Raw genomic sequence first — 23,684 nt, 5'->3', positions numbered from 1 at the left:
ATTGAAACATGAAACAAGAAATCACTTCAGGCCGTCTGAAAGTTGATGATCTGGTTTTCAGACGGCCCGCCGTTTTTTGCAAAGGCTTCATGCTTGGGTTATGATGTTTATTTGTAATATGTAAACAGATGATTGCCTGTTTTTACATAACAGGCCGTCTGAACAACGGAGAACGATATGAATGCGGTTGTAATTGCGGTCATCATCATGCTTGTGCTGTCTTTATCGCGCGTGCATGTGGTGCTCAGCTTGGCTGTCGGCGCGTTTGTCGGCGGCTTGGTGGCCGGTATGCCTTTGGAGAATGTAACCAACACAGCCGGCGATGTGGTGCAGCAAGGCATTATTCCTGTTTTTAACGAAGGTCTGAAAGGCGGGGCGCAAATCGCGCTGTCTTATGCTATGCTCGGCGCGTTTGCCATGGCCATCACGCATTCCGGCCTGCCGCAACAGCTCGCCGGCGTGATTATCCGCAAACTCAACGGCGGCGAAGGCAATGCGAAAGGCGAAGGCGCGGTCAAATGGCTGCTGCTGGCGATTATTTTGTGCATGGGCGTGATGAGCCAAAACGTTGTGCCGATTCATATCGCGTTTATCCCGATGATTATTCCGCCGCTGCTGTTGGTGTTCAACCGTTTGAAACTCGACCGCCGCTTGGTGGCATGTGTAATTACGTTTGGCTTGGTAACGACTTATATGTTCCTGCCTTACGGTTTCGGCGCCATCTTCTTGAACGACATCATGTTGGGCAATATCCGCTCGGCAGGCATGGACACCAGCGGCATCAATGTGATGCATGCGATGGCGCTTCCGGCTTTGGGCATGGTATTCGGCTTGCTGCTGGCCTTTTTGCACTATCGCAAACCGCGTATTTATCAAAACAATACCACGGACACGGAAGACAACCGTGCGGCAGTGCAACAACAAGAGCCTTCAACTTATCGCAGCTTGGTGGCGGCCGTGGCGATTGCTGTGTGTTTTGCCATTCAGCTTTTGTATGATGGTTCGCTGGTATTGGGCGCCATGTTGGGCTTTGCCGTGTTTATGATGTTGGGCGTGATGAACCGCTCCGCCGCCAGCGATGTGTTCGGCGAAGGCATCAAAATGATGGCGATGGTCGGCTTTATTATGATTGCGGCTCAAGGTTTCGCCGCCGTAATGAATGCAACCGGCGAGATTCAGCCTTTGGTCGAACACAGCATGGCTTTGTTCGGCGGCAATAAAGGCATGGCCGCATTGACCATGTTGTGCGTCGGCTTGCTGGTGACCATGGGCATCGGTTCGTCCTTCTCGACTTTGCCGATTATTACCGCGATTTATGTGCCTTTGTGCATGAGCTTGGGCTTTTCACCTATGGCGACCGTCGCCATCGTCGGCACGGCCGGTGCCCTGGGTGATGCAGGCTCCCCTGCTTCCGACTCGACGCTCGGCCCGACCATGGGTCTGAACGCCGACGGTCAACACGACCACATCCGCGATTCGGTTATCCCGACTTTTATCCACTACAATATTCCGCTGATGGCTGCCGGCTGGATTGCCGCGATGGTGCTGTAATATGAGCGATATTCAGGAATTGGAACACCGCGTCACGGAGCTGGAAATTCAGACGGCCTTACAGGAAGATTTAATCGGCAGCCTGAACGACACCATCGCCAAGATGCAGCAGGCTTTGGATTTGCAACAAGGCCAGCTGCGGCTTCTGTATCAACGGATGCAGGACAAAGGTGCAAATGGCGAACGCGAACCGTACAGCCTGCGCGATGAGATTCCGCCGCATTATTGATAAACTAAAAAGGGCTTGTTGGATACATGCCCTTTTCTTTCATAACAAAGGCCGTCTGAAAGTCTATCAAGCTTTCAGACGGCCTTTTAAACAATCAAACCTTACAAACAAGCCAATTCGTTGGCCATTTGCTGCTCGACGGTTTCACGTTGGCGGATAAGTTTGCATTCGCTGCCGTCAACCAATACTTCCGCCGCACGGTTGCGCGTGTTGTAGTTGCTCGCCATGCTTGAGCCATACGCACCGGCGCTGTGGATAAGCAGCAAATCCCCTTCTTCGCAGGCGATGGTGCGGTCTTTGCCGAGGAAGTCGCCGGTTTCGCAAATCGGGCCGACGATATTGGCTGTCAGAGGCTCAATGTCTTTGGTTTCAACCGCTTCGATGTGATGATAGGCATCATAAAGTGCCGGACGCATCAAATCGTTCATCGCCGCATCAACCATCACAAAGTTTTTCTCTTCGCCATGTTTGACGAATTCAACTCGCGTCAACAACGCGCCTGCATTGCCGACCAAACTGCGGCCTGGCTCGAGAACCAGTTTCAGACGGCGTGCACCGATCAGCTTTTGAACGGCTTGAGCATACGCGCCCAAATCAGGCACATTTTCATCTTGGTAAACAATGCCGACACCGCCGCCCAAGTCCAAGTGTTCCAACACAATGCCTTCGGCTGCCAGTTGGTCGACCAAGGCCAAGATACGTTCGCAGGCTTCGACAAGCGGGCTGAGGTCGGTCAGTTGCGAGCCGATATGGCAGTCGATACCGACGATTTTCAAATGGCTTTGTCGGGAAGCATGACGATAGGCCTCAAGCGCATCGGCATAGGCAATACCGAACTTGTTAGCTTTCAGGCCGGTGGAGATATAAGGATGGGTTTTGGCATCGACATCGGGGTTGACGCGCAGGGAAACCGGGGCGACTTTACCCAAACGCGCGGCAACTTTTTGAATGCGGTCAATTTCGGGAATGCTCTCCATATTGAAGCATTTCACGCCGGCATTCAGCGCAAACTCGATTTCTGCTTCACTCTTACCCACACCGGAAAAAATCGTTTTTGCCGCATCGCCGCCTGCCGCTAAAACACGCGCTAACTCGCCGCCGGACACAATGTCAAAACCGCTCCCCAAAGAAGCAAAGTGCTTGATGATGCTCAGGTTGCCATTCGCTTTCACTGCGTAGCAGACAAGCGGATTCAAAGCGGCAAACGCGGTTTGGTAGTTTTCAAATGCCTCGGTCAGCGCAGATTTGCTGTACACATAAAGCGGCGTACCAAACTCTTCGGCAAGGTGTGTATAAGGAAGTTGTTCGCAGAATAAGGTCATGTTTGTGAAGTCTTTTTTAATCGTTGGTTTGAGTGGTCGGTTCTTTGGCCGTATCGAATTTCAAGCCGGTTTGAATCACGCCGAAGCGCGCCTTGTCGCCTTCTTTGGGCAGGTAGAGGTCACCTTTGTAACCGCAGGCAGAGAGCAGCAGAGCAGTTGCCGCTGCAAAAAATACGCCGTATTTCATCAGTAAAACTTTCTTCATCATTACGAATGTGGCAAGATTCGGTATCTTAAACAAAAACCACACAAAAAGCCATGATGACCGAAAGCGAATTCATCCGCATGAGCGAAGAATTGTTCGAACATATCGAAGACCAAATCGATGAAAACGGCTGGGATTTCGACTGCCAGTTTTCCGGAAACGTACTGACCATCGAAGCCGAAAACGGCACGCAAATCATCGTCAACCGCCACACGCCCAACCAAGAATTGTGGATTGCCGCCAAAAGCGGCGGCTACCATTTCGCCGAGCAAAACGGCAAATGGCTGGCAACACGCGACAGCCGCGATTTCTACGACGTTTTAAACGAAGCACTGAGCGAGGCTTCGGGCGAAGCAGTTGAGATTGCGGAATTGTGATTCAGTCTTCAAATATCCCTAGCTAAAAATCTATTTACCTCAAAGGACACCCAAATGCCCCTACTAGACAGTTTCAAAGTCGACCACACCCGTATGCACGCCCCTGCCGTACGCGTGGCAAAAACCATGACCACGCCCAAAGGCGACACCATTACCGTGTTTGACCTGCGTTTCTGCATTCCCAACAAAGAAATCCTGCCTGAAAAAGGCATTCATACGCTGGAGCACCTGTTCGCAGGCTTTATGCGCGACCACTTAAACGGCAACGGCGTTGAAATCATCGACATTTCCCCGATGGGCTGCCGTACCGGTTTCTACATGAGCCTCATCGGTACGCCCGACGAGCAAAAAGTGGCCGATGCATGGCTCGCTTCAATGCAGGATGTTTTGACCGTTCAAGACCAAAGCAAAATCCCCGAGTTGAACGAATACCAATGCGGTACTTACCTGATGCACTCGCTTGCCGAAGCGCACGAAATCGCCCAAAACGTTTTGGCACGCAAAGTCGCCGTCAATAAAAACGAAGAGCTGACATTGGACGAAAGTCTGTTAAACGCTTAATCCGCCATGACAGCAAAGGCCGTCTGAAACTCTATATGACAAGTTTCAGACGGCCTAAAACCTTTTATTCCAATTTTCAACCTTCCAACCACAGTTTTACACCGCCTAAAAATAAGTTGGCGGATGCTGACAGTGTACATAGTATAATTACACTTTGAACAAACAACCTGATTCTATTGCCTTTATGAAACCGTTTTTCTGCAAAACCGCCATTGCCCTCAGCCTGACCCTCCCTGCTGCCGCCAACGCTGCCGAGTATGTCTGCAATGTTGAAGGCATCACCGTTTATGCTTCATACCAGATCAATGACGCCTGTCGCATAGTTGAAACAAACAATGTAACAGAAAACAGCGTCGTTGCGATTCCAGGCGACACTCCGGTTTTAAAAACGGTACAAACAACAGAATTTAAAGCATCTGCCGCTGACTACGTTCATACTTCTCAAGCAACGCCTGCGGTACAAACCCCAGTCGTTGTTGCTCGAAATGAATACGGTATTCCGGCACCTATTTCCATTCCGATGGCACAAACTCGACAAGCTGTGCCTGCGAATAAAACCATTGTGGACAGCGTAATTGTTTCCAATAATCCGCCTGTTTTGGAAACACCTGCCGTTGCAAAACCTGAAAACTATGTTGTTGATACTACTGTCCACAACACAACTCCTGTCGTACAAACGCAGACGACTGCTGCTCAAGAGGACAACACTATTGTTCCTCCAACGCTCGCAGCACAAACCCAACCTACCGTTGCAGCCGACAAAGCCATTGCAGACAGCGTAATCGTTCCCAACAATACGCCTACTCTGGAAGCGCCGCCCACAATAAAAGCTGAAGACTATGTTGCCGACACTACTGTCCTCAATACAACTCCTGTCGTACAAACTCAGTCTAGTGCAACCCAAACAGAAAACAGTGTTGTTCCTGTAATGCTTGCCGCACAAGCCCAACCTACTGCTTCTACCGAGAAAACAGTTTCAGACGGCATTGCTATTATTAATGAAACACCAGTTGCTCAACCTGTTGTACCTGCAATCCAAATTCCACAAGAGATTATTCAGAACTCGGCAGCTCAGCCGCAAACTTCAACTACCCAAAATAGCCAAGCAGTAACAGCTCAGGATGAAGCGCTCGATAAAACACCTGCCAAAGTCGAGACTAAGCGCAAAGGCAAAACTTATGCCAAAACCTCCTCTCGACGAAAAGCCAAGGTCAGCCGTACTAAAACAGCCGTTGTCCGCGCATCCGAAGAACAAGCAGCCAAACCTATTGCCACAGCTTCGGTCGAACCAAGCACGCCGGCAACTGCCACTCCGGTAGAGCATGGCAAAACCACTGTCACAACACCTTTCCCACAAGCATACAAACCGGCAGCCGATATTTTGCTGGATAAAGGAAATAATGACAGCGATATCAAAATTCTGCCGAATGTACCGATTACCAGCGTGACCAACACAGCCGAAGCTGCCAATCCGCGCCTCAATATTATCCTGCGCAACCGTCAGAACAAATCACGCAGTTCTTCATACAGCAAATACAAAGCCCCTGTTATCCGTACTGCTCCTGTGGTTACGCCGGCTCCTAAACCAAGCCCTAAAGAAACCCGCAAACAGATATTGCAGACTGAAGTGCGCAATGAACAGGCTGCTATTACCCGCCTTCAAACACAGCTGAATGCGGCCAAACAAAAAGGCGATCAGATTAAAATCCAACAACTGACCCGTACCATCAACGCCCGTCAAGCGAATATCCGCGCTATTCAAGGCGAGATGTCTCGTTGATTGTTTTTTGATACCAAAAGGCCGTCTGAAAATATTTTCAGACGGCCTTTTTAATGGTGCAAACCTTATTTATTCAAAAGACAAATACTTTCTCTAAAATTATTTGCCGATCACGCCAAAGTACATTTCTTTACAACCCTACCCTCGTGCGCCATTACTGCTTCTATCCAATCGGCGACATTCTGCCAATAATATTGCGGCTTTTCAGACGGCTCATCAGTCTGAGTACCTTCATCATTCAACACAACGGGAACACCCTGCTCTGCACCGGCTTCAAGCACAATCCAGATACTGCCTTCATGGGTATCGGCACGGGCTACTTGATGTTCATACGCCCAGCCAACCGCAGCCTGTCCGCCATTTTGCACAGACTGCATCGCCAGAGATAATGGATGAAAGCACGTATCTACATTGTTATCGGCAGTAACAACCAAAGTTGCACCATGCGTGCCTAACGCTTGCGCAGCATGAAAAACGGGAGAGTTGTGTAGGTTGGCAATAAAGTCAAACGGCATCGCAGCGTGATGGTTCAGCACATTGTCTGCCATTTTTTCAAATACGGATGGCGAAGAAAACGGCGTACCGAGAAAAACAGCGCAATCAGAACGGATTTCGCATTGCTCTTTCAGTTGCCCTGCACCAAGCGCGGCAATCAAACTCAAACGGCTGAGGCGGCGGGTATCTATACCGCTTTGCTGCTTTAAGGTTTGTTTGAGGATTTTGCCGCCGGTACCGGCGTCAGTATCAAAACGCACGGCGGCGATAATACGGATATCAGGATTTACGGTTGCCATTGCCATACCAAAGATGTGTTGCTGCCGCCAAAACCAAACTGATTGGCCAAACAGAAAAAGCCGCCTTTTTGTGAAGCCGCGCACTCGGAAAAACGAATTTCCCGCCCCTGATAATCGCTGCTTCCGCCTTGTTTTAAAGCGGATAAAAGCAAAGCCGTTTCGAGGGCTGCCGTTGCGCCAAGCGTGTGTCCGATTTGCGGCTTAAACGCCATCAAAGGCGGCAGTGTACCGAATATATTTTCCAGTGCGACCAATTCGGCGGCATCGCTGTCAGCCGTGCCGATGCCGTGTGTTTTAACGGCTGTAATGCTTTCAGGAGCGATGCCTGCAATGTCTAACGCTCGGCGCATCACCTGCTCTTGCGCTTGGCCATCGCTTTGAATCAGGTCATTGCCTGTATTGGCGGCGTGTCCGATAAGTTTCAGACGGCCTGAAGAAGATTCGGGAGCAGCGGAAGATAAGGCAAGCGCAGCAACACCTTCGCCTAAAATCAAACCGTTTCCTCCAAAAGGCTGATAGTGTTCGGCCAGCAAACCCAAGCTGTGAAAATGTAGCAAAGTCAGCTGGTTGAGGTTTTCAATACCAAGCACAAAGGCACGCTCTGCCCCGCCGCACAAACAGTTATCCGCCTGAATCAGCGCATGGGCGGATGAAGTGCAGGCAGTAGCGAAACTGAAAATCTGCCGATTGCCGCTGCGCCGGCGCAAATCTTCGGCGAGATAAAGCAAATTGTGTTCCTCTGCCGTCCTATTGCCCGCAAGATGGCGGTTTTCATATTCGGAGATGGAATAGGAACTGGAACCGATAAACACCGGCGCATCATGCCAACTTTCAGACGGCCAGCCTGCATTTTCGGCAGCTTGTCGCAAATGTTGTTCGGCAATATCCGCAAATTCCTTCCGCCCCAAACTGTCGCCGGCAAATGCACGAAAATAAGCAGCCTGCTGCGGTTGGTTTAAAAACGTATAAGACACCGCATCAGGCCGTCTGAAATCCGTTTGCGGATTCAAGGCAGAAGTGGCCGCCGTACCGTAAACCCAACTCACGCGCCATGCTCCGCACGGATAAACGCCGCCAAATCACGTACGCACATCATATGTTTGCGCACCATACGGTCCCCCTGCAGGCGCACTTGAAAATACTGTTGCAAGGCAACGCTGATCTGCAGCGCATCAAGAGAATCCAAACCGACCGGACTGTCATCGCCAAACAAAAGCGCATCGTCGGTGAAATCATCCATATCCACATCGTCGGCCTTATCGGACTCTTGCACGATTAACTTTTTCAATTCCGCTTCCAGCTCGTGCTCGGCCAGTGTAAAGGTGTAAGACATTTTTAAACTCCCATTTTTATATCATGAAGCAATAGCTTGTTTTAACGAAACTCGCTACGCTCGTTTTAGCGAAACTCGTGACACTCGTTTTCAGACGGCCTGAACTTTATGCAAAATCGCCCCAAAGCGTCTGCATGGCGGCAATGGCCGCAAGTGAGGCAGTTTCGGTACGCAACACCCGTTTGCCAAGCGTAACGGATTGAAAACCGGCATCAAATGCCTGCTGTTCTTCCTTCTCCGTCCAGCCGCCTTCCGGGCCGACCATAAACACGACCTTGCCGGATTGCGGTTGAACATCTCTCAATTTTTGTGCGCGGTTCAAGCTCATTAACAGTTTGGTCGTTTCCTGTGGCAACTGTTGCAGAGCCTGCGCATAAGTTGTCAGCGGCAAAACCTTCGGCACAATATTGCGGCCGCTTTGTTCACACGCCGAAACGACGATTTCCTGCCAACGTGCCACCCGCTTTTCAGCGCGTTCGCCGCTCAAGCGGACGACACAGCGTTCGCTGATGACCGGGCGGATTTCTGCCACACCCAATTCCACGCTTTTCTGCAAAGTGAAATCCATGCGCTCGGCGGAGGATACCGCCTGTACCAACGTAATGTTCAGTGGCGATTCGTTGTCCGTTGCCTCTTCACGCAAAATCCGCACGCTGGCGCGGCGTTTTTCCAAAACTTCGGGCAAAGCCGGATATGCCTTGCCATTGCCGTTGAACAACACGATTTCTTCCGTGTTTTTCACGCGCAATACATTCAGATGGCGCACCACATTATCGGGTAATTCGACCACGCTGTCGGGGCTCAAGGCAAAATCAACATAAAATCGGGGCATGGTTTCCTGCTTTATTCATGTATATAATTTGAACTTTCGTGAACGAAGTTGAAACACGGCGACATACACTTGCCTGCCTGATTTCGATTTCATCCACTATAATTTAAAACTTCCCGAATTTTAATCCACTGTCACGCAAAACTGCAAAAAACAAGGATACGCCGTGCTATATCGTTTACAGAAAGTCGTCCGCCACATCGCCCAAACCGAAGTCATGCCGCGTTTTCTGAACACGCCGTCACGACGCAAGGAAGACGGCTCGGTTTTGAGTGAAGCAGATTTGGCCGCGCAAACCGCTTTTGCCGCCGCCCTACCCTTATTGGAGGATTGTCCGATGTTGGGCGAGGAGATGAGCGTTCAGGAGCAAACCCGTTTGTGGAACGAACATTCAGACGGCCTGTGGATTGTCGACCCCATCGACGGCACAAACAACTTCGTCAACGGTTTGCCACATTTTGCCGTATCCGTCGCACTGGTTAAAAACGGCCACGCCGAATTGGGTGTGATTTACAATCCGGTCAGTGGCGAATGTTTCTATGCCGAACGCGGCAAAGGCGCATTCCTCAACGGCACACCGCTGCCGCTGCGTTCCGGAAACAAAAAACTTAACGAATCCATTGCCGGCGTAGAAATCAAATACCTGCGTTCGGGCAAACTCGCCAGCCGCATGAATACCCTCGCCCCATTCGGCACAATCCGCAGCATGGGCAGCAGCACGCTCGATTGGTGCTACCTTGCCAGTGGCCGCTACGATATTTACATCCACGGCGGACAAAAGCTGTGGGACTACGCTGCCGGCGCATTGATTTTTGAAGAAGCCGGCGGCTGCCTGACCACTTTGGAAGGCGACGATTTTTGGAGCGGCGAACATGTATTCAAGCGTTCCGTCATCGCCGCATTGCAACCCGAGCTGTTTCAGCAATGGGTGAAATGGATTCGAGAAAATCAGTAAAAATACCGTTTATCCTCAAAAAATCACGATTATCTTGCAACTTATTGAAATTATTTCACTTCTTAACAGCATTTAATACTAAAAACGGTAGAATATTCATCGCTGACACAACACCGCTCTTTCATCCCTTTTGGGCGGTGCAGCAAGTAAGACGTTTTCCCGCAATGTATTGGCCATTCATACTTCTCCCTTAGTATGAATGGTTTTTTTTATCTGCAAAAACAGCTCAGGCCGTCTGAACGTTCAGACGGCCTGTTTACACTACTATTTGAAAAACTGTCCGCAACACGCCTTAAACTTTTTGCCCGAACCGCACAAACAAGGCTGTTTCATCGTCGGCAAAGCAACGGTCGGATCAATGAAGTACCAACGCCCGTCTATTTTCACAAATGCCGACAATTCATGATGGCACTCAGTTTGCCCGTTCTCTTCAAAATACGCCTCAAACTCGACCAAAGCATGCAGCTTGCCAAACGGCACATGACGGATAACCTTCAATCCCGACCACTGCGTCTGCTTACTCCATGCCGCCAAATCCTGCTTATCCAACAAATTCTGCTGCGCAGGGACAGTCGTGTCCACGATATAGTCGATTTCCTGCAAAACATACGCGCTGTAACGCGAACGCATCAATTCTTCCGCCGTCGAGGCCGCCGCCTCACGCGCATGAAACGGTGCGCAACATTCCGTATAACCGCGCCCCGACTGACAGGGGCAAAGTGTAGCCGTCATTACTAATTACCCGAATAAATCCATTTCAAAATTATAACGCAAACCCGACTCAGGCCGTCTGAAAATGGGCGTAGCGCGTTTCGCTAAAACGAGTGTAACGAGTTTACCAAAACGAGCGTGGAAAGGTTCACTAAAATAAGTAAAACGGGTTTCGCCAAAATAAACGCAACAATCTGATATAATGCACCTTTTCGATTTTGACTATCCATGATGACCATTCCCATCCAAAGCATCAGCCGCCTGTTGCCGCAAACCCAATGCCGTGAGTGCGGCTATGAAGGCTGCTTACCCTATGCGCGTGCCCTGTCGGCAGGAGAAGCGCCGGTAAACCTGTGCGCGCCGGGTGGGGAAACCGTCATGAAAGACATTGCCGACCTATTGGGCAAGCCCTACCTCGCGCCGGCAAAAACACAAATCAAAGCCGTAGCCCTGATTGACGAAGCCGTCTGCATCGGCTGTACCGCCTGCATCCGCGCCTGCCCTGTCGATGCCATTATGGGCGCATCCAAACTGATGCACACCGTCATCAGCGACGAATGCACCGGCTGCGGCTTGTGCGTTACCCCCTGTCCCGTCGACTGCATCGACATGGTTCCCGTATCGCAGCCCTTCCTGCCGTCCGCACGCCGTTTCAGCACCTCTGCCGAACCGCGCTTTGCCGCCGCCGAACACGCACAAAGCCGTTTTGAACGCCATACCGCGCGCAAACAGCGCGACGATGCCGAACGCAAAGCCCTGCTGGCGCAACGCGAAGCCGCCGTCAAAGCCAAACAGGCCGCACAGGCACAAACCCAAACAGCCGCACCAAGCTCCGCATTCAACCCCATGGATTTGATTGCCAAAGCCATGGCCAAAGCGCAATCGCAGCAGGACAAACTCGTCTCCTCCGACAACCGCGAAGACTTCAAAGCGCGCCAAATCGAAGAAGCCAAAGAACGCGCCGAACTGCGCCGCGCCCAACGTGATGCCAAATACGGCAACGAAGCCGAAAAAACCGCAGCCATCGAATTTCTACGCCGCTACAAGGCCGAGCAGGAAGCGGCCAAAGAAGCCCGCTGATTTCCAAACAACAAACCCATTCCGACCGCTTCAGGCCGTCTGAAAACATTGCACGAAAACCAATAACTTTATGACCGCACAAGAATTTCCACACCAGCATACCGCCCATTGCGAAAGCGGTGTGATGTCCACCCTGCTCAAATACCATGGCCACAATTTAGACGAAGCCATGATTTTCGGCATTGCCCATGCACTGACATTTGTCTGGATGCCGCTGATCAAATTAAACGGCATGCCGCTGGTTTCCTACCGTACCGCACCGCGCAGCATCATCAAAAACACCTGCAAAGCATTGGGGCTGAAATTATCCGTCCGCAAATTTTCCGACGCACAAAGTGGGCAAGCCGCATTGGATGCCGCGTTATCCTCAGGCAAACTGGCCGGTTTGCAAACCTCCGTCTTTTGGCTGCCCTACTTCCCGCCGCAAATGCGCTTCCATTTCAACGCACACAATCTTTTGGTATACGGCAAAGACGGCAACGACTACCTCATCAGCGACCCCGTATTTGAAACCGTACAACGCTGCGCCGCCGAAGATTTGCAGCGGGCGCGCTTTGCCAAAGGCGTATTGGCGGCAAAAGGCATGATGTACACCTTGGAAGACAACAGGCCGTCTGAAAAAATCATGGCAGACTTGCCCGCCATTATCCGCAAAGCCATACGCAAAAACGCCAAACATATGCTCGCACCGGTCTTTTTCATCGGCGTAAAAGGCATTCGCACACTAGCCAAAAAAATCGAATCCCTGCCTGACAAACAAAACGACAAATACCAAAAACTGTTTCTCGGCCATTTGGTGCGGATGCAGGAAGAAATCGGCACCGGCGGCGCAGGTTTCCGCTACATCTACGCCTACTTCCTCGAACAGGCCGCCCATATCTGCAACGAACCTGCATTTCAGACGGCCTCGGAACAAATGACCGCCATCGGCGACCAATGGCGTCAGTTTGCAGCCATGTGCGTGAAACAATGCAAAAAACCATCTGAAAACGGCTGCCGCAACATCGCTGAATTTCTGCGCAAAATTGCGGATGATGAAGAAGCGTTATGGCGGGGATTATTGGAATAATCAGGATTTATTCGATCCCGATTAATCTACCGTGAATTATTTTGACATTCAGGCCGTCTGAAAACTAAAAGAAATTAAAAATGCGTTACCTAGCTACTGTCTTATTTTTGTGTTCCGCCTTAACCCATGCCGCGCCGCAAAATGGCTTTGCCTTGGTTCATGATGCCGACGGACACACCAACTTACGCGAACGCCCCGATTTGAATGCCAAAGTTTTGGCAAAAATTCCCAACGGCACGCCGTTGGAATGTGTAGGCGAAGCCAGCAAAGACAATCCGAATTTCTGTACCGCGAAGTTGCAACAGACAGCCACCGACGGTTACGGTTTTATCCATCGCAGCCGCCTGATATTTCCCGCCTCCGACAAAAACTTCGTTTCCCTACACGAACACTTCGGTCGCGACGACACACTGACTTTGTCCGGCAACGGTCAAACAGTACACATCGCCGCCCGCCGCATCCACCCCAAACGCAGCGACTTTTCAGGCACAGCCCCAAATAGTGACACCGCGTCTCTTTATCGGGGCAAACCGTTTTACGGCAGAGACGGCTCTATTCCCAAAAGCGTCTTTGCCATAGAACAGATCACGCTAAACGGTCAAGCAGTTCCCGCTGCCGAACTGCAAGGGCTGTTCTTGCCCGATTTTGCCGCCACTGCACGCGGCAGCAATGCGTATGATGGCTGGGAAGCCTATTACCGCCGTACCGACAAGACGCTTTATCTGTTTAATTCGGTGAATAATGATGCCGGTTCTTTCGGTATGTGTTTCGTATTTAAAGACGGCAAATTCCAGCGCCGTTATGTGTGGACTGCATTACTATAAATATTCATTAAAGGGCAATTTGGAAGCCATGATTCAAATCCAATCCCTCTCCCACCGTTACCCCAAAGCCGAAACTGCCGCGCTGGACAATGTATCGTTCGACATTGCCGACGGCGAATGTTTGGGGCTGCTCGGCCACAACGGTGCGGGGAAAACGACGCTGATGTCGCTTTTGGCCGGCTTGCAGGAAGTACGGCAGGGCGAAATTTTGTTTGACGGCAAGCCGTTGCGCCTGTTAAGCCGCAGCGAGCGGCAGAAAATCGGTTTGGTGCCGCAGGATTTCGCGTTTTATCCGCAGCTTTCAGTGTGGGACAACCTGCTGTTTTTCGCCTCGCTTTACAAAGTGCGCGACAAAGGCCGTCTGAATGCGCTTCTAGAACAGACCGACCTGACCGCCCACAAAAACAAAGCGGCAAAGCATCTTTCGGGCGGGCTTAAACGTCGTCTGAATTTTGCCATCGGCCTGATTAATACGCCGCAACTGGTGTTCCTCGACGAAATCACGGTCGGCATCGACCCGCAGTCGCGCCGCTTTATCCTCGACAGCGTAGCGGATTTGACGCGGCAGGGGGTAACGGTGGTTTACACCTCGCACTATCTGTCGGAAATCGAGCAGCTTTGCGGCAAAATCGCGCTGCTGCAACACGGCAAACTGGTGTACCACGGCGGTTTGGACGAGCTTTTAAGCACGCAAACCGGTGTCGTGCGTTTTACCGTCGAACCGCCGCTGCCGCCTCAGACGCTGACCGCTTTGGGTGCAAAGCAAGTGGACAGCCGCGGCATGATGGAAACGACACACGATGCCGCCGCCGTTTACGCCGCCCTGCAACAAAGTGGCGCGCAAATCCGCTACTTCCAGCAGGGACACGGTTCGCTGGAAACGTTTTACCTTGATTTCCTGCGCAAAGACGAACCGGCAACAGATAAGCAAAATCCACAATGACGACTTCCTCCCTCCTCAAAGAACTCAAACTGCTCTGCCGCGACCTGCACGGTTTGGCAGTGTTGTTTGTGATGCCCATCGCCTTCATGCTGATTATGTCGTTGGCGCTAAGCCGCGACCAAGATCCGCACACCGACAGCCGCATCGCGCTGGTCGGCGCGGCAAACGACAGCGTCAATACCGCGCTGGCCGCCGCGCTGGAAAAAGAGCAGATTCATGTCACGCTGATGTCGTCTGAAAAACTGACCGACGCGCAAAACGGCCTGCACGACAAGCGTTTCCAACTGGTGCTGTACAACCCGAACGCCGCTTCCGACAAAATCGCCGACAACAAAGCCTTGCAAATCTATGTACCACCCGATACCGAGCCTTCGTGGCTGGCGGCGGTTAAAGGCGTTTTGCAGCAGCACTACACCCAAACGCGGCTGGACGCCTATTTCGACAACAACGACGGCATCAAAATCAACAATAAAAAACTGCCCCGCGCCATCCGAAAAGACATCCAGAAAAAAGTCGATGAAAAAAACGACGAACAATTCGCCGCCGTGCAAACCTTTTTAGATAAAAAAATGCTGGAAGAGCATTACCTGAGCGCAGGCAGCGGCACGGTGGAAAAACCCAATGCCGTACAGCACAGCGTTCCCGCATGGCTGATTTTCGGCATGTTTTTCATCATGATACCGCTGTCGAACGTCATGGCATTAGAACGCCAGACCAACACCATTACCCGTCTGCGTCTCGCCCGCGCCTCCGCGTCCGGCCTGATTGCCGCCAAACTCATCCCCTATTTCCTGATTAACCAGCTTCAGTTTGTCGGAATGCTGCTGCTCGGCCGCTACCTGCTGCCCGAAATCGGCGTACCCGCCCTCATACTCAACGGCAGCCTTGTTCCCTACGCACTGCTGTCCGCCGCCGTCAGTGCCGCCGCACTCGGCTACGCACTGTTAATCAGTGTCTGCGCAAAATCTACCGAACACGCCGTCGTACTCGGCGGCGGCGGCATTATCCTGATGGCGGCAATCGGCGGCATTATGGTGCCCGCCCACGTCATGCCCGAAACCATGCAGCAACTCACTTGGATTTCCCCGATGGCTTGGGGCTTGAAGGCTTTTCAGGAATTGCTGCTCAACCGCAGCGGACTGGACGGAATCGGCCATTATCTGCTTTTATTGTCTGCCTTTGCTTTTGCCACGCTGACTGCTGCCGTATTCGTTTATCGTAGGCAATTGCAGACGCAGGTTAGGTTTTAAACGTTTGTCTGCCAGGTAGAAAGCTTATTTCTCAAAACCATTCCTATAAAACTTCAGGCCGTCTGAAAATATCTTTCAGACGGCCTGATGCTTGATGTGCTATGGATTGTTTCAATAACAAAATATGCTCAACAAAATCCTAAAATCCAAACGTAAAAAAACCTGCTTTTTTCAAAGCAGGTTTTTATATTTGGTGGGTCGTGAGCGATTCGAACGCTCGACCAACGGATTAAAAGTCCGCTGCTCTACCAACTGAGCTAACGACCCGATAAGCTGTGCATTATAGAGACGGGTCACACAGCTGTCAACACCTTTTTTAAACTTTTTTATTCGACGACGATTTTTGGGAAGCGACTGCTGAAGTCTTTGCCTTTATCGGCAATGGCCAGCGCGATTTGGAATGCGGCTTCGGTGTAGATGTCGGCGATGGTTTGGTTATTTTCAAACAAGGCCGAAGATGTGCCGCTGTCCATGGCTTCGCGTACAGGCAGGCTCAACGGAAGCTGGCCGAGCAACGGTACGTTCAAACGCTCTGCCAAGTTTTTACCGCCTTCTGCGCCAAAGATTGCTTCAGCATGGCCGCAGTTGGAGCAAATATGGACAGACATGTTTTCCAAAACGCCCAAAATCGGGATATTAACTTTGTTGAACATATCCACGGCTTTGCGTGCATCAATCAGGGCGATGTCTTGCGGCGTAGTGACGACAACGGAGCCGGTCACGGGGATTTTTTGCGACAGGGTCAATTGGATATCGCCGGTACCCGGCGGCAGGTCGATGAAGAGATAATCGACATTGTCCCACTCGCTTTGGAACATAAGTTGTTGCAAGGCTTGACTGACCATCGGGCCGCGCCAAACAACGGCTTGGTCGGTATCGACCAGGAAACCGATAGACATTACTTGAATGCCGCTTTCTGCCTCAACGGGAATCAGTTTTTTGTTTTGTTGGTCGGGTTTGCGGTCTTGTACGCCGAGCATGGTGGGCTGGCTTGGGCCGTACAGGTCGGCATCGAGTACGCCGACGCGCGCGCCCATTCTGGCCATTGCGGTAGCAAGGTTGGCAGTGGTCGTTGATTTGCCGACACCGCCTTTGCCGGATGCAACGGCAATAATGTTTTTCACGCCTTTGATGGTTGCCACGCCGGGTTGGACTTTGTGCGTACCGATTTCGGTATCGATACTTAAGTGGATATGCGTGTCTCCGGTATGGGCCATGACGGCTTCTTGGAGGGCGTTGGCAATGTCGGCGGCGATATGGGCAACTGGGAACGCGAATTTCAGGCCGATATGCAGGCCGTCTGAACGCTCTTCAAGGAGTGTAACGGCTTTTTCGCTGCCTAAGGTGCGCATTGTATGGGGAATCAATACGGCGTCGAGTGCGGTTCGGATGGCTGGGATATTCATAATCTGCCTCTTGAATGTGGGAAATTGTTTATGTGCGCAATTTGTCGTGCGACAAACCTGCCGAATTATACCCTTGAACACCATGCAAGGGATACGCCCGAAAAACTTCAGGCTGCCTGAAACATCGGGCAGCCTGAAAAAGGGTCAACTAAAACGCGGCCTTATTCGCTCAAGAGCGCAATGTCGGCAACTGCGTTCATTTGTTCTGCCAAGCGGCTCAGCAGGTTCAAACGGTTTTGTTTCACGGCGGCATCTTCGGCCATCACCATCACGCCGTCGAAGAATGCGTCGACTTGCGGTTTGACGGAAGCCAGCTCGGACAAAGCAGTTTGGAAATTGCCTTCGGCAACGGCGGCGGAGATTTTCGGCTGCAAACCTTGCGCGGCGGCATACAGGGCTTTTTCTTCGTCCTGTTGCAGCAGACTTTCGTTAACCGCGCCCAACTCGGCATCGGCTTTTTTCAGCAGGTTTTGCACGCGTTTGTTGGCTGCGGCCAATGCGGCGGCTTCAGGCAGCTGTTTGAACGCGGCAACGGCCTGCAGTTTAGCCACTACGTCGTCCAAACGGCGCGGCTGTTTCGCCAATACGGCGGCAACGATGTCTTGCGGATAATCGTTTTGCAGCAACACGGCCAAACGCGCCTGCATGAAGTCGGCGGTTTCAGACGGCGTTTTCTCGTTGAGCAAACCTTGCGGGAAGCTGTCAAAGGTCGTCTGAATCAGTTCGTTTACGTCCAAACCGTACTGCATCAGCATACGCAAAATACCCAATGCAGAGCGGCGCAGTGCGTATGGATCTTTGTCGCCGGTCGGAATCAGGCCGATGCCCCAAATGCCGACCAAGGTTTCCAGTTTGTCGGCCAAAGCAACGGCAGTTGCCACTTTGCCGTTCGGCAGGTTGTCGCCGGCGAAACGCGGTTGGTAGTGTTGTTCGATGGCTTCGGCGATTTCTTCGGTTTCTCCATCCAAGCGGGCATAGTATTTACCCATGGTGCCTTGCAATTCGGGGAACTCGCCGACCATTTCGGTTACCAAGTCAGCTTTGGCCAAACGTGCGGCGCGCTCGGCTGCGGCGGCATCCGCGCCCAATGCTTTGGCGATATGAGCGGCAATGCTTTGCAGACGCTCGATGCGCTCGGCTTGCGAACCGATTTTATTGTGGTAAACCACGCTGGACAATTTCGGCAGGCGGCTTTCCAAAGTCGCCTTTTGGTCTTGTTTGTAGAAGAACTCGGCATCAGACAGGCGCGCGCGCAAAACACGTTCGTTGCCTTGGATGATGTGTGACGGGTCTTCGGTTTGCAGGTTGGACACCAGCAAGAAGCGGTTCATCAGTTTGCCGTTTTGGTCGAGCAGCGGAAAGTATTTTTGGTTTTGCTGCATGGTCAGAATCAAGCATTCTTGGGGCACGGCAAGGAAGTGTTCTTCAAAACTGGCTTCCAATACCACAGGCCATTCGACCAATGCGGTCACTTCGTCCAACAAGGCTTCATCGGCGGCAACGGTCGCGTTCAGACGGCCTGCCTGCTCGTTCAAGGCCGTCTGAATGGCGGCTTTGCGTTCGGCAAACGATGCTTCCACTTTGCCTTGCTCGCGCATTTGTGCGGCGTAGCTGTCGGCATTTTCGATGGCGATTTCTCCGCTGGAAAGGAAGCGGTGTCCCAAGGTTTTATTGCCGCTTTGCAGACCCAAAACGCTGACGTTTACGATGTCGCCACCGTGCAGCACGATCAGGCTGTGTACAGGGCGCACGAAGGTAAATGTGCTGCTGCCCCAACGCATGACTTTAGGAATCGGCAGTTTTTTCACTGCGGCATTGATGATGTCTTCCAAAAGCTCGCCCAGCGGTTTGCCGGTTTGGACGTATTCGTAGGCGTACACGTCTTGCTTGCCGTCGTTGATGATGGTCAGGTCTTCGATTTTCGCACCCGCACCGCGCGCAAAACCTTCCAAAGCCTTAGTCGGCGCACCGTCTTTTATGGCATTCGCCACGGCCGGGCCTTTTTTCACGATTTTTTGATCGGCTTGAACGGCTTTCACGTTTTTGACTTGAACTGCCAAACGGCGCGGAGAAGCGTAGGTAGTGTATTCGGCTGCACCGTCAATCAGTTGCGCTTTTTCCAAGCCTTCGGCAACGGAAGCGGCAAAATGGTTGCCCAGATTATTGAGGGCTTTTGGCGGGAGTTCTTCAGTGAGAAGTTCGATTAAAAGGGTTTGGGTTGTCATGTGCTTATCGTTAAATAGGAAATTGGTTTGGCGTCTGAATACGGCATCATGCGGTTTTCAGACGCAAGGTTAATTGAATTGACGGCGATTTTATCATTTTCAGACGGCCTGTGGCTGTCTTTCACAAACAATTTGCCTGATTTTCAAGCAACTTCGCCCACAACGGCTTCAATTTGCGGCACGGATATACGGCAAACCGCTGGTTTCGTCGTATTCGGGAATGTCGCTTCCGGCAAACAGCGCACTGGCCAAACGCACGGCCGCGCCGGTAACGGCCGGGGAAATCATAAAGCCGTGGCGGAACAGGCCGTTGACTTCAATCAGGCGGCGTTCGCGGTTGAAGCGGATTTCGGGATTGTGGTGGTTTAAAGTCGGGCGCAAGCCAGTGGCCAGTTCCAAAAGGTTTGCCTCGCCAAATGCCGGATGCACGGCATACAGCGCGGACAAAAGTTCCAAACCGGAACGCACGCTTGCCGGCGCTTGGCTTTCACTTTCAATTTGGGTCGCACCAATCACAAAAATATGGTTTTCCTTCGGCGCAATATACAAAGGATAGCGCGGATGCAGCAGGCGCACGGGGCGGGACAGCTCGATTTCGGGTGCGTAAACGCGTGCCACTTCGCCGCGAATGCCGCGTAAAACGCTTTCAGACGGCCTGTTCCACGCGCTCTTTGCACCATAACCACGGCAGTCGATGACCCAATCATATTGCGCCGCCAAATCTTCGACTTCGCGTTTGCACGACCAATGGCACGCCACATTCATCGACTCCAAAGCATCGGCAAGCGCATTCAATACCTGCCGTCCGTCCAACTGCCCTTCTGTCGGCAGATACAGGCCGTCTGAAAACCGCCCGGCCAGTTGCGGCTCGTTTGCTGCGATTTCATCCGCGTTCCAACGTATGGTTTCATGTTCCGCCACGCCGCCGCGCTTCAAATGACGGGCAAACTCGGCAGAAAGCGGCTTGTCCTGCGTGTGCCAAACAATCAGGCTGCCATTTTCCTGCATCATCACCGGCGTATTCAGACGGCCGACAATCGCGCGCCAAAGCGCAATACTTTGTTTGCCCAAACGAATGACTTCGGGCGTTGCCTCCACCGCTTCGGCAGACGGCGCCAACATGGCCGCAGCAACATAAGCAGCGGCTTGTTCGCCGTTGCGTTCACCTTTCTCAAACAACTCGACCGAAATGCCCTGATCTGCCAGCTGGAACGCCATCAGACGGCCCGACAGACCGCCGCCGAGTACAGCAATCTTAGACATTAGTTTCTCCTTGTTTTTAATATGAAAATGAACTGCATATTTTAGAACTTGTTTTGCTTTATCACAATATCGACACAAAATGAGAACAGTTTTTGCAGATCATGTTCGGGCTGAATCAGTAATACGTAAACAAAAATCTTCCTTCAAGCTGCCAATCAGCTTTTATAAAAATATCTTCCTTACATAAAACCTACTATTTGAAGTGAGTGTGTTACGGCGGCAAATCAAATTATGTTGACGTGTTAAATACGCCCACCTGCTTATCCGAACTTCACTTCTGCTCCGAATACTTCCTGCCACAGTTTTCGCACATTGCCGTAATGGGTCAGCAATTCTTCCGTCACTTCGGTTTTTTTGGCATCGCGCAGTTTGGTGTTGTGTTGCTGCTGGCGGTAGAAGCGGTAGGCAGTGCGGCTTTGTTCGGCGAGGGTTTTGTCGATGAGGCCGCAGTCGGCGGCGATGTTTAAGAGGGCGATGTTGCCGTAGTTGTCGAGGAGTTGCGGATATTTTCGGGCATGGGCAAGGATGAGGTATTGGACGATAAATTCGACGTCAACCACGCCGCCGCGTGCGTATTTTACGTTGCTGTCGGCAGGCGGATGGGTGGGGAACATTTTTTCGCGCATTTCGATGATTTCGCCTGCCAAGGCGGTTTGATCGCGTTCGGCGGTGAGGATTTCGGTGCGGATGCGGTCGAAGGCCGTCTGAATTTCGGGTGTGCCGCAGATGAAGCGGGCGCGGGTGAGGGACTGGTGTTCCCATGTCCAGGCGTTTTCGCGCTGGTATTTTTCGAAGGCGGCGATGCTGTGGGCGAGGAAGCCGGCGTCGCCGTTGGGGCGCAGGCGCAGGTCGGTTTCGTAGAGGCTGCCTGCGCCGGTGGCGGCGGAAAGCCAGTTGGTCAGGCGGCGGGCGAGGCGGCTGTACACGTCGCCTGCGTCGGGATGGGGATCGTCGTAGAGATAGACGAGGTCGAGGTCGGAGGCGTAGCCGAGTTCTTTGCCGCCGAGTTTGCCGTAACCGACGATGGCGAATTGCGGGGTGTCGCGGTGTTTTTTGGGCATGTCCGCCCACGCGCACGGCAGGGCGGCGGCGAGGATGGTGTCGGCGAGGGCGGATAGTTGGTCGGAGAGGGATTCTACCGTCCACAGTCCGGCGAGGTCTTGGACGGCGAGGCGGAAGACTTGGGCGTGTTGGAAGCGGCGCAGGGTGTCCATTTGCGCTTCGGTGTCGCCACCGCAGGCTTTGAGGTCGTCTGAAAGGGCGGCGGCAAGGGCTTGCCAGTCGAACGCGGTATCTAAAAGCTGCGCGCTGATGAGTTCGTCCAGCAGAATCGGATATTTGCTCAGATATGCCGCCACCCATGAGCTTTGGCTCATAATCTGCGCCAGTTGCGACAAGGTTTGCGGATGTTCGTTGAGAAAGGCGAGATAGGCGGAGCGGCGGCTGATGTTTTCGAGGAAGTCAAACAGCCGCATCAGCGTATCGGTCGGGTTGCTTTGCTCTGCCGCCGCCTGTACAAACAGCGGCACAATGGCGTCGAAACGCGGCTGGGCGTGTGCGGAGAGATGGCGGTATTTATGGCCGTGCCGGATTTGGTCGAGCCTTGGGGCGATGGTTTCGGCATCGAACCCGTGTTCTTTCAGACGACCTTGCCGTTCTTCTTCGTCGGGCTTGTCTTGCCATGCCCATTGCCATTCGCTGTTGTCCTGCGTTTGCTCTTCGGGTTCGCTCAAAATTTCGTTGAACAACTGATTGACCTTGGTGCGGTGGGCGTTGAGGTCGTCTGAAAAGGCGGCGTAGCTGTCGAAACCCATGCTTTCGGCGAGCAGTTGTTGCTGTTCGGGCGAGGAGGGTAGGGTTTGGGTTTGCTGGTCGTCCCAGTATTGCAGGCGGTGTTCGACGTCGCGCAGGAAGCGGTAGGCGGCAAGCAGGGTTTCGACGTTTTCAGACGGCATGATGCCCAATTCGGCAAGTTTCATCAGCGTTTCCTGCGTGCCTTTCAGTTGCAGCGTGCGCATTTGGCCGCCGCGTATCATCTGAAAAATCTGGGCGATAAACTCAACTTCGCGGATGCCGCCTGCGCCGAGTTTGATGTTGTCCGCCATGCCTTTTTTGCTGACTTCGCTGCGGATTTGGCGGTGCAGGTTGCGCATTGCTTCATACGCGCTGTAATCCAGATATTTGCGGAACACAAAGGGGCGCACTAGCGCTTTGATGTCGTTCGGATACGGCGTGACCACACGGCCTTTGCACCATGCATAGCGTTCCCATTCGCGACCCTGCGTAATTAAATATTGCTCCAGCGCGGTTTCGCTCAATACCAGCGCACCGGAATCGCCGTCCGGCCGCAGCCGCATATCGACGCGGAACACCTGCCCGTCGGCGGTAATGTCGTTCAGCAGCGCAATCAGTTTCTGCCCGACTTTGGTGAAAAACTCCTGATTGCCCCGTTCGCGCCTGCCGTCGGTGTCGCCCGATTCGGGATAGACGAAAATCAAATCGATGTCGGAAGACACGTTCAACTCATAGCCGCCTGCTTTGCCCATCGCCACCACGCTCAAATGCTGCGGCGATTTCGTATAACGTCCGATCGGCGTGCCGTACATATCCTGATAATAGGCGTAGGAAAAGTCCAACGCGGTATTGACGGCAAAATCGGCAAACAGCGTAATCGTGCGGGTTACTTCGTTCAAATCGCTGATGCGGTTGATATCGCGCACGATAATCTGCGACACGACATAACGACGCAACTCGCGCAACTGCCGCGCTAATTCTTCCTCATTTTCTTCCGCACGGATTTTGTCCCAATCGGCAAAAGCTTGAAAATCAGCTTCGGTCAACACCTTGTCCAACATGGGCAGGAAAATTTCGGGCTTGAGTTTGCCGTTGTCGAGCTGGCGGGCGAGAAAAAGGGAATAACGGCGGGCAGTATCGAGGCAGTTCATAATCTTTGCCTGAATAAACAGAAAAGACCATC

At 52.3% G+C, this 23,684-nt stretch carries 22 protein-coding genes and 1 tRNA gene; 11 read left to right on the top strand and 12 right to left on the bottom strand.

Annotation, left to right across the window (positions count from 1 at the left end; translation table 11 throughout):
* Nucleotides 1-177: 177 nt before the first annotated feature.
* Both ACTHSX_RS03715 and ACTHSX_RS03710 read left to right on the top strand, forming a co-directional pair.
* On the top strand, nt 178-1,551 hold the full coding sequence (locus tag ACTHSX_RS03715) for a Na+/H+ antiporter family protein (RefSeq protein WP_440376843.1): 1,374 nt from the start codon (nt 178-180) through the stop codon (nt 1,549-1,551).
* A gap of 1 nt (nt 1,552) precedes the next feature.
* A complete protein-coding gene (locus ACTHSX_RS03710; protein ID WP_004518924.1) occupies nt 1,553-1,780 on the top strand; it encodes a SlyX family protein in 228 nt (75 codons plus the stop codon).
* A gap of 101 nt (nt 1,781-1,881) precedes the next feature.
* On the opposite strand, the gene lysA is transcribed toward ACTHSX_RS03710, so the two are convergent.
* Nucleotides 1,882-3,102, bottom strand: a complete 1,221-nt coding sequence (gene lysA / locus ACTHSX_RS03705; protein WP_440376842.1) for a diaminopimelate decarboxylase — start codon at nt 3,100-3,102, stop codon at nt 1,882-1,884.
* Nucleotides 3,103-3,118: 16 nt separating this feature from the next.
* Entirely contained in the window at nt 3,119-3,310 is a 192-nt protein-coding gene (gene lptM / locus ACTHSX_RS03700) for an LPS translocon maturation chaperone LptM (RefSeq protein ID WP_003684659.1), read from the bottom strand.
* A gap of 50 nt (nt 3,311-3,360) precedes the next feature.
* Between lptM and cyaY the strand changes: the two genes are divergently transcribed.
* The 3 genes from cyaY (at nt 3,361) to ACTHSX_RS03685 (ending at nt 6,025) form a co-directional block, all read left to right on the top strand.
* Nucleotides 3,361-3,684, top strand: coding sequence for an iron donor protein CyaY (gene cyaY / locus ACTHSX_RS03695; RefSeq protein ID WP_254321439.1), 324 nt, complete (start codon nt 3,361-3,363; stop codon nt 3,682-3,684).
* 54 nt (nt 3,685-3,738) lie between these two features.
* A complete protein-coding gene (gene luxS, locus ACTHSX_RS03690) occupies nt 3,739-4,245 on the top strand; it encodes an S-ribosylhomocysteine lyase (protein ID WP_004518928.1) in 507 nt (168 codons plus the stop codon).
* Nucleotides 4,246-4,429: 184 nt separating this feature from the next.
* Complete coding sequence (locus tag ACTHSX_RS03685) at nt 4,430-6,025, top strand: hypothetical protein (RefSeq protein WP_440376841.1); 1,596 nt, start codon at nt 4,430-4,432, stop codon at nt 6,023-6,025.
* A gap of 110 nt (nt 6,026-6,135) precedes the next feature.
* Here the strand turns inward: ACTHSX_RS03685 and ACTHSX_RS03680 are convergent, their stop codons facing one another.
* The 4 genes from ACTHSX_RS03680 to ACTHSX_RS03665 form a co-directional block, all read right to left on the bottom strand.
* A complete protein-coding gene (locus tag ACTHSX_RS03680; protein ID WP_440376840.1) occupies nt 6,136-6,825 on the bottom strand; it encodes a hypothetical protein in 690 nt (229 codons plus the stop codon).
* Nucleotides 6,807-7,865: a beta-ketoacyl synthase N-terminal-like domain-containing protein gene (locus ACTHSX_RS03675; RefSeq protein WP_440376839.1), complete on the bottom strand. Its 1,059-nt coding sequence runs from the start codon at nt 7,863-7,865 to the stop codon at nt 6,807-6,809. Before ACTHSX_RS03675 ends, ACTHSX_RS03680 begins: the two co-directional genes overlap by 19 nt.
* Entirely contained in the window at nt 7,862-8,152 is a 291-nt protein-coding gene (locus ACTHSX_RS03670; protein ID WP_440376838.1) for an acyl carrier protein, read from the bottom strand. The genes ACTHSX_RS03675 and ACTHSX_RS03670 overlap by 4 nt, the downstream gene beginning before the upstream one ends.
* A 106-nt stretch (nt 8,153-8,258) precedes the next feature.
* Entirely contained in the window at nt 8,259-8,984 is a 726-nt protein-coding gene (locus tag ACTHSX_RS03665; RefSeq protein WP_440376837.1) for a 16S rRNA (uracil(1498)-N(3))-methyltransferase, read from the bottom strand.
* A 163-nt stretch (nt 8,985-9,147) separates the two neighbouring features.
* Here ACTHSX_RS03665 and ACTHSX_RS03660 point away from each other — a divergent pair, with 163 nt between their 5' ends.
* Entirely contained in the window at nt 9,148-9,936 is a 789-nt protein-coding gene (locus ACTHSX_RS03660) for an inositol monophosphatase family protein (protein WP_063076823.1), read from the top strand.
* Between the two features lie 264 nt (nt 9,937-10,200).
* On the opposite strand, the gene ACTHSX_RS03655 is transcribed toward ACTHSX_RS03660, so the two are convergent.
* Entirely contained in the window at nt 10,201-10,668 is a 468-nt protein-coding gene (locus ACTHSX_RS03655) for a YchJ family protein (RefSeq protein WP_440376836.1), read from the bottom strand.
* A 210-nt stretch (nt 10,669-10,878) separates the two neighbouring features.
* Between ACTHSX_RS03655 and ACTHSX_RS03650 the strand changes: the two genes are divergently transcribed.
* From ACTHSX_RS03650 to ACTHSX_RS03630, 5 genes are all read left to right on the top strand, one after another.
* A complete protein-coding gene (locus tag ACTHSX_RS03650; protein WP_440376923.1) occupies nt 10,879-11,727 on the top strand; it encodes an RnfABCDGE type electron transport complex subunit B in 849 nt (282 codons plus the stop codon).
* A 70-nt stretch (nt 11,728-11,797) separates the two neighbouring features.
* On the top strand, nt 11,798-12,796 hold the full coding sequence (locus ACTHSX_RS03645) for a BtrH N-terminal domain-containing protein (protein ID WP_440376835.1): 999 nt from the start codon (nt 11,798-11,800) through the stop codon (nt 12,794-12,796).
* A gap of 80 nt (nt 12,797-12,876) precedes the next feature.
* Nucleotides 12,877-13,620 (top strand): SH3 domain-containing protein, encoded by a 744-nt coding sequence (locus ACTHSX_RS03640; RefSeq protein ID WP_440376834.1) that lies wholly within the window; start codon nt 12,877-12,879, stop codon nt 13,618-13,620.
* 28 nt (nt 13,621-13,648) lie between these two features.
* Nucleotides 13,649-14,563 (top strand): ABC transporter ATP-binding protein, encoded by a 915-nt coding sequence (locus ACTHSX_RS03635; protein ID WP_342031280.1) that lies wholly within the window; start codon nt 13,649-13,651, stop codon nt 14,561-14,563.
* Nucleotides 14,560-15,813, top strand: a complete 1,254-nt coding sequence (locus ACTHSX_RS03630) for an ABC transporter permease (protein ID WP_440376833.1) — start codon at nt 14,560-14,562, stop codon at nt 15,811-15,813. The genes ACTHSX_RS03635 and ACTHSX_RS03630 overlap by 4 nt, the downstream gene beginning before the upstream one ends.
* Nucleotides 15,814-16,004: 191 nt before the next feature.
* On the opposite strand, the gene ACTHSX_RS03625 is transcribed toward ACTHSX_RS03630, so the two are convergent.
* The 5 genes from ACTHSX_RS03625 to glnE form a co-directional block, all read right to left on the bottom strand.
* A tRNA-Lys gene (locus tag ACTHSX_RS03625) sits at nt 16,005-16,080 on the bottom strand.
* A 59-nt stretch (nt 16,081-16,139) separates the two neighbouring features.
* Nucleotides 16,140-17,219 carry an iron-sulfur cluster carrier protein ApbC gene (gene apbC / locus ACTHSX_RS03620; protein WP_070591815.1) on the bottom strand — a complete coding sequence of 360 codons (1,080 nt, stop codon included), beginning with the start codon at nt 17,217-17,219 and terminating at the stop codon, nt 16,140-16,142.
* A 161-nt stretch (nt 17,220-17,380) separates the two neighbouring features.
* Nucleotides 17,381-19,444: a glycine--tRNA ligase subunit beta gene (gene glyS, locus ACTHSX_RS03615; protein ID WP_440376832.1), complete on the bottom strand. Its 2,064-nt coding sequence runs from the start codon at nt 19,442-19,444 to the stop codon at nt 17,381-17,383.
* A 168-nt stretch (nt 19,445-19,612) separates the two neighbouring features.
* Nucleotides 19,613-20,707, bottom strand: a complete 1,095-nt coding sequence (locus tag ACTHSX_RS03610) for an FAD-dependent oxidoreductase (protein WP_440376831.1) — start codon at nt 20,705-20,707, stop codon at nt 19,613-19,615.
* 260 nt (nt 20,708-20,967) lie between these two features.
* Nucleotides 20,968-23,652: a bifunctional [glutamate--ammonia ligase]-adenylyl-L-tyrosine phosphorylase/[glutamate--ammonia-ligase] adenylyltransferase gene (glnE, locus tag ACTHSX_RS03605; RefSeq protein ID WP_440376830.1), complete on the bottom strand. Its 2,685-nt coding sequence runs from the start codon at nt 23,650-23,652 to the stop codon at nt 20,968-20,970.
* Nucleotides 23,653-23,684 lie beyond the last annotated feature (32 nt).

Source organism: Neisseria sp. P0014.S002 (assembly GCF_051958295.1).
Taxonomy (GTDB): Bacteria; Pseudomonadota; Gammaproteobacteria; order Burkholderiales; family Neisseriaceae; genus Neisseria; species Neisseria flavescens_B.
Note: the sequence above shows the minus strand (reverse complement) of the source record. Positions and strands in the feature narration are given on the sequence as shown.

Coding starts and splice junctions, on each gene's coding strand:
- ACTHSX_RS03655 (WP_440376836.1), bottom strand. CDS start 10,668: ATGACGGCTACACTTTGCCCCTGTCAGTCGGGGCGCGGTTATACGGAA.
- ACTHSX_RS03630 (WP_440376833.1), top strand. CDS start 14,560: ATGACGACTTCCTCCCTCCTCAAAGAACTCAAACTGCTCTGCCGCGAC.
- luxS (WP_004518928.1), top strand. CDS start 3,739: ATGCCCCTACTAGACAGTTTCAAAGTCGACCACACCCGTATGCACGCC.
- lptM (WP_003684659.1), bottom strand. CDS start 3,310: ATGATGAAGAAAGTTTTACTGATGAAATACGGCGTATTTTTTGCAGCG.
- ACTHSX_RS03650 (WP_440376923.1), top strand. CDS start 10,879: ATGACCATTCCCATCCAAAGCATCAGCCGCCTGTTGCCGCAAACCCAA.
- ACTHSX_RS03610 (WP_440376831.1), bottom strand. CDS start 20,707: ATGTCTAAGATTGCTGTACTCGGCGGCGGTCTGTCGGGCCGTCTGATG.
- glnE (WP_440376830.1), bottom strand. CDS start 23,652: ATGAACTGCCTCGATACTGCCCGCCGTTATTCCCTTTTTCTCGCCCGC.
- ACTHSX_RS03680 (WP_440376840.1), bottom strand. CDS start 6,825: ATGGCAATGGCAACCGTAAATCCTGATATCCGTATTATCGCCGCCGTG.
- ACTHSX_RS03635 (WP_342031280.1), top strand. CDS start 13,649: ATGATTCAAATCCAATCCCTCTCCCACCGTTACCCCAAAGCCGAAACT.
- ACTHSX_RS03645 (WP_440376835.1), top strand. CDS start 11,798: ATGACCGCACAAGAATTTCCACACCAGCATACCGCCCATTGCGAAAGC.
- ACTHSX_RS03640 (WP_440376834.1), top strand. CDS start 12,877: ATGCGTTACCTAGCTACTGTCTTATTTTTGTGTTCCGCCTTAACCCAT.
- ACTHSX_RS03715 (WP_440376843.1), top strand. CDS start 178: ATGAATGCGGTTGTAATTGCGGTCATCATCATGCTTGTGCTGTCTTTA.
- cyaY (WP_254321439.1), top strand. CDS start 3,361: ATGATGACCGAAAGCGAATTCATCCGCATGAGCGAAGAATTGTTCGAA.
- ACTHSX_RS03710 (WP_004518924.1), top strand. CDS start 1,553: ATGAGCGATATTCAGGAATTGGAACACCGCGTCACGGAGCTGGAAATT.
- ACTHSX_RS03685 (WP_440376841.1), top strand. CDS start 4,430: ATGAAACCGTTTTTCTGCAAAACCGCCATTGCCCTCAGCCTGACCCTC.
- apbC (WP_070591815.1), bottom strand. CDS start 17,219: ATGAATATCCCAGCCATCCGAACCGCACTCGACGCCGTATTGATTCCC.
- ACTHSX_RS03665 (WP_440376837.1), bottom strand. CDS start 8,984: ATGCCCCGATTTTATGTTGATTTTGCCTTGAGCCCCGACAGCGTGGTC.
- ACTHSX_RS03670 (WP_440376838.1), bottom strand. CDS start 8,152: ATGTCTTACACCTTTACACTGGCCGAGCACGAGCTGGAAGCGGAATTG.
- lysA (WP_440376842.1), bottom strand. CDS start 3,102: ATGACCTTATTCTGCGAACAACTTCCTTATACACACCTTGCCGAAGAG.
- glyS (WP_440376832.1), bottom strand. CDS start 19,444: ATGACAACCCAAACCCTTTTAATCGAACTTCTCACTGAAGAACTCCCG.